Origin of the sequence: Aestuariivirga sp. (assembly GCF_046093005.1) — a bacterium.
Classification (GTDB): domain Bacteria; phylum Pseudomonadota; class Alphaproteobacteria; order Rhizobiales; family Aestuariivirgaceae; genus Aestuariivirga.
Map to the genome: position 1 here is coordinate 1 of NZ_JBJTER010000166.1, position 7,230 is coordinate 7,230.

At 63.6% G+C, this 7,230-nt stretch carries 5 protein-coding genes and 1 pseudogene; all 6 read left to right on the forward strand.

All coding sequences use genetic code 11. The features are described from left to right. Positions 1 to 1,882, forward strand: a 1,882-nt coding sequence (locus ACKOED_RS14160) for a tetratricopeptide repeat protein (RefSeq protein ID WP_408917258.1), incomplete at its 5' end; no start/stop codon positions are given. A gap of 224 nt (positions 1,883 to 2,106) precedes the next feature. Further along, positions 2,107 to 3,507, forward strand: coding sequence for a DUF3300 domain-containing protein (locus tag ACKOED_RS14165; protein ID WP_408917259.1), 1,401 nt, complete (start codon positions 2,107 to 2,109; stop codon positions 3,505 to 3,507). A gap of 24 nt (positions 3,508 to 3,531) precedes the next feature. After that, positions 3,532 to 4,470, forward strand: coding sequence for a DUF2950 family protein (locus tag ACKOED_RS14170; protein ID WP_408917260.1), 939 nt, complete (start codon positions 3,532 to 3,534; stop codon positions 4,468 to 4,470). A 27-nt stretch (positions 4,471 to 4,497) separates the two neighbouring features. Beyond that, complete coding sequence (locus tag ACKOED_RS14175; protein ID WP_408917261.1) at positions 4,498 to 5,511, forward strand: HAD family hydrolase; 1,014 nt, start codon at positions 4,498 to 4,500, stop codon at positions 5,509 to 5,511. A 19-nt stretch (positions 5,512 to 5,530) separates the two neighbouring features. Beyond that, entirely contained in the window at positions 5,531 to 5,896 is a 366-nt protein-coding gene (locus ACKOED_RS14180; RefSeq protein ID WP_408917262.1) for a hypothetical protein, read from the forward strand. 47 nt (positions 5,897 to 5,943) lie between these two features. Further along, positions 5,944 to 7,008: pseudogene (locus tag ACKOED_RS14185) on the forward strand (chlorohydrolase family protein); the annotation flags it as partial. Positions 7,009 to 7,230 lie beyond the last annotated feature (222 nt).

The window sequence follows — 7,230 nt, forward strand, 5'->3', positions numbered from 1 at the left end:
ATATCTGGTGGAGACCAGACTGGGCCGCCTGCAGGCGCTCGACATTGCCTGGGACGTCAACGCCCGCAAGTGGTTCCACCTCTACCCCGGCCAGAACCTGCCTGCCGGCGACGGCATGCACTGGACCGGCACCTACAAGAACTGGCAGGCGCGCTGCGCCACCTGCCACCAGACCGGCTTCGACAAGGGCTATGACTTCGCTTCGCGCGCCTACAAGACACACTGGCAGGAACTCACCGTCGGCTGCGAGGCCTGTCACGGGCCAGGTGCTGCGCATGCCGCCTGGGCCCGGACCCGCGATGGCGCCGATCCCTATCAGAGCACGGCGCCAAAGCTCGGGCCGGGACAGCAGGCGAATGAGATCAACACCTGCGGGCCCTGCCATGCGCGGCGCGAGGCGTTCTCGCAGGTCCAGCCCCCGGCGGGCGCGCCGTTCCATGACAATTATGCGCTGTCGCTTCTCACGCCGGATCTCTATTTTGCCGATGGCCAGCAGAAGGAAGAAGTGTTCATTCTGGGCTCCTTCCTGCAATCCAAGATGAAGGCCAGGGGCGTGACCTGCTCCAACTGCCATGAGCCGCATGGCGGCGGGCTGGTGGCGGAAGGAAACGCAGTCTGTACCCAGTGCCACGACCCGGCGGGCCGCGAGGAATTTCCGACGCTGCGCAAGGCCGACTATGACACGCCGCTGCACCACCGCCACACGCCCGGCAGCGAGGCGGCGCAATGCGTGAGTTGCCACATGCCGGAGCGCAGCTACATGCTCATCGATCCGCGCCGCGACCATTTCTTCCGGAGGCCCGATCCGCTGCAATCGCAGGCGGCCGGCGCGCCGGATGTGTGCACCGGCTGCCATACGGACAAGGACCCGGCCTGGGCCGCGGCACAGATCGCACTGTGGCATCCAGCCGGCGACAAGCGCTGGCAGGATCGCTCCGCCTTCATCGCCTTCACGCAAGGCGACCGGTCCGGGAAGACTCTCGCCGACCTGCTCAGCTATGTTCGCGACATCGAACGGCCAGGGGTGGCGCGCGCCACCGCGCTCAGCCTGATGGGCGGCAGCCTTGCCCTGCCCGCGGCCGATGCCAAAGCGCTGCTGACCGATTCCGATCCGCCGGTGCGCGCCGCGGCAGCCGGTGCGTTGCGGCAGACGGAGACCCAGGAACGTATTGCATTGCTGCGTCCCCTGCTCGCCGATCCGGTGCGCAGTGTGCGCCAGCGGGCGGCGGTGGAACTGGCGGGCGCGGGCGTTGCCGCCCTTCCCGGCGCCGACGACCAGCTGTTCCGGGACGGCATGCGGAGTTTTGTCGATTCAAGGCTCGCCAATGCCGACACGCCCGAAAGTCATATGGCGATCGCCGGCCTCGCCCTGACCCGGCGCCAGTGGCAGCAGGCGGAAGCCGCCTTCGCCACGGCAGCCGAAATGGACCCGCAGCTGAGCGAGGCCTGGATCATGCAGGCGCGTTTGCGCGCCGCATCCGGAAACCTCGATGGCGCAGCAGCGGCACTCGAGTCTGGGATCAAGGCTCAGCCGAAGGACATCAACCTCCGCGTCGAGCAGGCAGGTATCGAGATGCAGCGCGGCAGGCCCGATGCGGCCATTGCCGCCTACCGCCAAGCCCTCGATGCCGATGGCAACAGGCCGGACATCTGGGTGGCATTGGGCGTCGCCGCGGTTTCCGCGCGGAATTACGATCTGGCGCTCACCGCCGCCAGCAAAGCGACCACGCTCGATCCGCAATATGCCGAGCCATATGTGCTGGCGGCCATGGCGCAACTGGCACGGGGCCAGACGGAAGCAGCGCGCAAAGCGGCGCAACGCGGACGAGCGCTCGATCCCGCGCTTCAGCTGCCGCCCGACATCGCCATTCTGCTGAAGTAGTCCGCGCGGCCCGAGCTGTCTGCGGGGCACGCTATGAACTGTATACGAGCGATCAATTCCTGGCGGCTCTTGGTTGTAAAACAGCCGCGATATCGCAACTGCAATTGTTTGCAACAGATGCAATGCCTGGATTTCCACCTACAGGAGTTTCAAGGAAACGCCTATATAAGCTGGTAGCCAGGCGATGATCCTGTTCCGCAACGGCGGAACAACAAGGAGATGAGATGACGATGGCGTTCCTGAGAAGATTTCTGCTCCACCCGCTGCTGCTGTCCGCGGCGCTTGCGGCATCAACCACCGTTTCCGGATTGCCGGCGGCAGCCCAGACGGCGGCGGAAACCGCCGCGGCGCAGACCGCGCAGGCGCCGGAACCTCTGACCGCCGAGGAACTGGAAGTGCTTGTCGCGCGGATTGCGCTTTACCCGGACGAACTGGTCGCCGTGATTTCGGCGGCATCGCAGTTTCCGCTGCAGATCATCGAGGCGCAACGCTTTCTCGGCGATCTCAAGTCCAACAAGGACCTGAAGCCGAAGACCAGCTGGGACGGCAGCGTGATCTCACTGCTGAACTACCCGGACATCGTCAGCATGATGAGCGAAGACCTCGACTGGACACAGCTCATGGGCGAGGCGATCGTCAACCAGCAGGATGACGTGCTGGCCGCCATCCAGCAGTTGCGCGAACAGGCCGTGGCGAATGGCGTGATCAAGAGCGACGGCAAGGTCACGGTCAGCACGCAGGCCGAGGAAGGCCATACCAACATCATTATCGAGCCGGCCAGCACGGAAGCGATCTATGTCCCACGGTATGATCCGCAGATGCTTTACGACCCTGGCTATGCCTATGAGCCCATCGGCTACTATCCCGATCCTTATCCCTACTACTGGAGCCCGGCCGCCACTTTCTTCGCCGGCGCCGTCACTGGCGCAATCTGGGCAGCCGCGGTTGACTGGGACGACGGCTTCTGGGGAGGGCCATGGAACTGGGGGAACGGCGGCGGCGCCGACATCGACTTCGACTGCAACAAATGCATCATCGGCAATGACTTTAGCGGCAAGCTGAACATCAAGGACGTCGATTGGCGGAACGTCGACCGCTCGAAGATCAACATCGACAAGACCAAGCTCAACAAGATCGACAATGCCAAATTCAAGGACGGCTTCAAGGACAACAACCGGGTCAAGATCAGCGACAAGAAACCAGCCAAACCGAACCGCCCCTCAACGCTGCCGAGCCGCGATGGGGTCGCCACCAAAGATATCCGCAAGTCGACGCTTGAAGGACTGAACAAGAAGCCCGTGAAGGACTTCAAGCCATCCGGCGCGACAGCGCGGCCCGACGGCAACCTGAAGCCCGGCAGCATCAAGCCCGGAGACAAGATAGCCAAGCCGAGCCTTGACCGTCCGGTGGGCCAGCCGAAGCCCGGTCTCAGCAAGGATATCCGTCCCAACACCCCGCCGCCGCTCGGCGAAATCACGCGGGGGCGCGACGCGGACATGCAATCGCTGCGCGGCAACAAGTCGATGGGCGGCGGCATCAAGCGGCCCAGCGGCGGAGGTGGCGGACAGAAATTCGTTCCCAAGCACAAGATGGGCGGCGGCGGCGGCCATCGTGGCCGGCGCTAAGGGCAAGCGGAGGAGAATAGCATCATGATTACCAGACAACTGCTTGCGGCCATTCTTCTCGGTGCGGCGCTGATCAGCGCGCCAGCCGTCACCGGTGCGCCAGCCCTTGCTATGAGCAAGGAACTGGAGAGCTTCATCGGCGCGGAGCCGGCGAGCTTCGACAGCCCCGAGGCGGCGGTTGCCGCCTTCAAGAACGCCATGGCGAAGAACGATCTCGCGGCGGTTGCCTTGTTGCTCGGCCTCGATCCGGTGAAGGTGGAAAAAGCCGAGAATGCCGCCGGGAACCTGGCGCAAATGCGCGCGGCTGCCGCCGAAGGCGTGGCCGTCGAGGACGGCGACGGACAGCGCGTGCTCAGCCTCGGCCGCCAGCTCTGGCCGTTCCCGTTCCCGATCGTCAGGGGCGCGGATGGCAAGTGGGCCTTCGACACGATCGCCGGCCTTGAGGAAATCGTCAACCGCCGGATCGGCGAGAACGAGCTTCACGCCATCGAAACCATGCGCCTCTATGTGGAAGCGCAGAAGGTCTATGCCGGCGAGGACCACGACGCCGACGGGGTGATGGAATTCGCCCAGAAGCTGGTGAGCGGCGAGGGTCAGACGGATGGTCTCTACTGGCCGGCAACCCAGGGTGACGGCGACAGCCCCGCCGGCGCGATCGATCAGGCGGCGCTCGGCAAGGCAAAGGCGGGCGATGGCTACTTCGGTTATAAGTTCCGCATTCTGAAGCGCCAGGGCAGCAATGTGGCCGGCGGCAAGTATGACTATGTCATCAACGACAACATGATCGGTGGCTTCGCCCTCATCGCATGGCCCGCGCGCTATGCCGAAACCGGCGTCAGCACCTTCATGGTGAACCAGGCGGGCATCGTCTACGAAAAGGACTTTGGGGTCGATACCGAGAACATCGTTTCCCGGATCAAGACCTTCAACCCCGGCGCCGCCTGGCAGGTGGTGGAAGACTGACGTCAGAACCGGAGGAAAAGACCCGCGATGGCGATAACTCTTGCAGCATGCACGCGCAGGGCCTTCGCCGGCATATTGGTTCTGCTGTGGGTGGCCGCCTCGGCAATCGCCGGGCTGCCAAACGATCCGCTGCCGTCCTGGAATGACGGTCCGGCCAAGGCCGCCATCATCGCCTTCGTCGAGAAGGTAACGTCCGCGGGACCGGATTTCGTGCCAGAGCCGGAGCGCATCGCCGTGTTCGACAATGACGGCACGCTATGGCCGGAGAATCCGATGCCGTTCCAGGCGGCCTATGTGTTCGACGAGATCAAGCGCCGCCTGCCCAACGAACCGGCCCTCCAGGCAGACCCCATGGTGCAGGCACTGCTCGCTGGCGACATGGGCAAGCTGATGGAGGGCGCGCACCACGACGGCCTCATGCACATCATTGCTCTCACCCATGCCGGCATGACGACGGAGGAGTTCGCCGCATCCATCGCCGCATGGATCGAGACCGCGAAACACCCACGGTTCCAGCGCCGGTATGACGAACTTACCTACCAGCCAATGCAGGAGGTGCTGGGCTATCTGCGCGCCAACGGCTTCAAGACCTTCATCGTTTCCGGCGGCGGGGCCGACTTCATGCGTGTGTGGAGCGAGCGGGTCTACGGCATCCCGCCGGACCAGGTCGTTGGCACCACCGCGCGGGTGCGCTACGAACTCCGCGACACCGGCCCGGTTCTTGTCAAAAGCATGGATCAGCTGTTCATCGACGACAAGGCAGGAAAGCCCGCTGGCATTCATCAGTTCATCGGCCGCCGGCCGATTGCCGTGTTCGGCAACAGCGACGGCGACAAGGAGATGCTTGAGTACGTCACCATAGCCAATCCGCACCCCAGTCTTGGCGTCATCATCCGCCATACCGATGGCGAACGGGAATACCAGTATGACGTTAACCCCAAGAGCAGCGGTACGCTTGTCGAAGCGTTGAAGGATGCGCCACAAAGGGGCTGGATTGTGGTCAGCATGAAAGATGATTGGAAGCTGATGTTTGCTCCCTAGACAGACAAGGAAACAGCCAATGCTGTTAAAGACATTGATGGCCGCCACCACAATCACTATCGCGGCGACCACCGCAACCGGAATGGCCAGGGCCGATTTGGACGACCAATATTGCGTCGGCGACCTCTGCTTCGGCTCGGAGGATGATGGCTACGGTCCGTCAGGTACCTTTCGCTTGTACGACCCAAGCATTCGCAATGACTTCAACTACCGCGCCATCAACTGCCGGCAGGCGGAAGAAGCCGTGCGCTGGAATGGCTTTAGCAAGATCCGCGCAATCGACTGCAATCTTCCCACTTTCCGTTTCACCGGCTGGCGTAATGGCGACAAATACACAATCCGGGTGAACGGCCGCGGTGCCATCACCCGCGTCACCCGGAAGTAATCGCCAGCCCTTGCTCAAAAGCGGGTCCTGCCCGACAAGGAAGGGCGATGCGCACCAGACTGACAGCAAGCTACGTCATTGGCCATGATGGCCGTTCACACGTCATCATGGCCTCTGGCGAGGTGGTCTTCGAAGATTCGATGATCATTCATGTTGGGCATGACTTCACGGGCCATGTGGATTGCAGCATTGATTACGGCCCGGCGGTCATCGGGCCCGGCTTCATCGATCTCGACGCGCTGGGCGATCTTGACACCACGGTTCTGGAATTCGACCAGCCCGACCCCGCGAAGATCGGGCGCATATGGGCCGAGAGCTATCTGCAAGCTGGCCCGCGCGACGCCTATTCGCCCGAGGAAGAGCTGTTCAAATATAAGTATGCCTTCACGCAGCTGATCCGCAACGGCATCACCACCGCCATGCCGATCACCTCGATGCTCTACCGCGCCTGGGCTGAAAGCGAGGAGGAATTGGCAGCCGTTGCCGAACTGGCGGGGCGTATGGGCCTGCGTGCCTATCTCGGCCCCTGCTACATGAGCGGCCTCAGCTACCAGAAGGCCGATGGCAGCATCGCCCAGCATTACGACGAGCAGACGGGGCTTGCCGGCCTGGCGGGCGCGTTGCGCTTCGCCGCCCGCCACGACGGCGGCTTCGGAGGCCGTATCAGGGCTGTTCTGGCGCCCGACCGCATCGAGACCCAGACCGAGGCGGTCCTGCGGGCCACGGCAGAGGCGGTCCGCGAGCGGGACATTCCCATGCGCCTGCACTGCTGCCAGTCCCGCTACGAGTTTGATCTGGTGCGCCGGAGAACCGGGGCAACGCCCTATGGCTGGCTTCAGTCACTGGGCCTTCTCTCGCCGCGCGCCATACTTCCTCACGGCATCTATACCGGCGGCGAGTCGGACCTGGCGCGGCTGGCCGCCGCGGGGGCCAGCATCGTCCACTGCCCGGTGGTGTTCGCGCGCTCCGGCGAGGCGCTTTCCTCGTTCAGCAGCATGGCGGCGCGCGGCATCGGCATCGCCATGGGAACCGATACCTTTCCGCCCGACATGACCGACAACATGCGCCAGGGCCTCAACATCTGCCACATCATGGATGGCGGGGCGCACCAGGCCACCGCCGATCTGGTCAATGCGCTCGAGCAGGAAAAGGCCATGAACAAGGCAGGGCAGCTGGCTGACAGGCTGTCCAAGCGGCAGTGTCCAGATTCTTTCGCACATTTTTTCAAGCCACGGCGGCTTCGGTTGGGTTTTCGTCGGCCTGAAACAGAGGCCGCATGTTCATGTACCGTTTCGTTGACCACTGGGTCCCCGCTATGTGCCGCAGCCGGGCTG

Coding starts and splice junctions, on each gene's coding strand:
- ACKOED_RS14175 (WP_408917261.1), top strand. CDS start 4,498: ATGGCGATAACTCTTGCAGCATGCACGCGCAGGGCCTTCGCCGGCATA.
- ACKOED_RS14165 (WP_408917259.1), top strand. CDS start 2,107: ATGACGATGGCGTTCCTGAGAAGATTTCTGCTCCACCCGCTGCTGCTG.
- ACKOED_RS14180 (WP_408917262.1), top strand. CDS start 5,531: ATGCTGTTAAAGACATTGATGGCCGCCACCACAATCACTATCGCGGCG.
- ACKOED_RS14170 (WP_408917260.1), top strand. CDS start 3,532: ATGATTACCAGACAACTGCTTGCGGCCATTCTTCTCGGTGCGGCGCTG.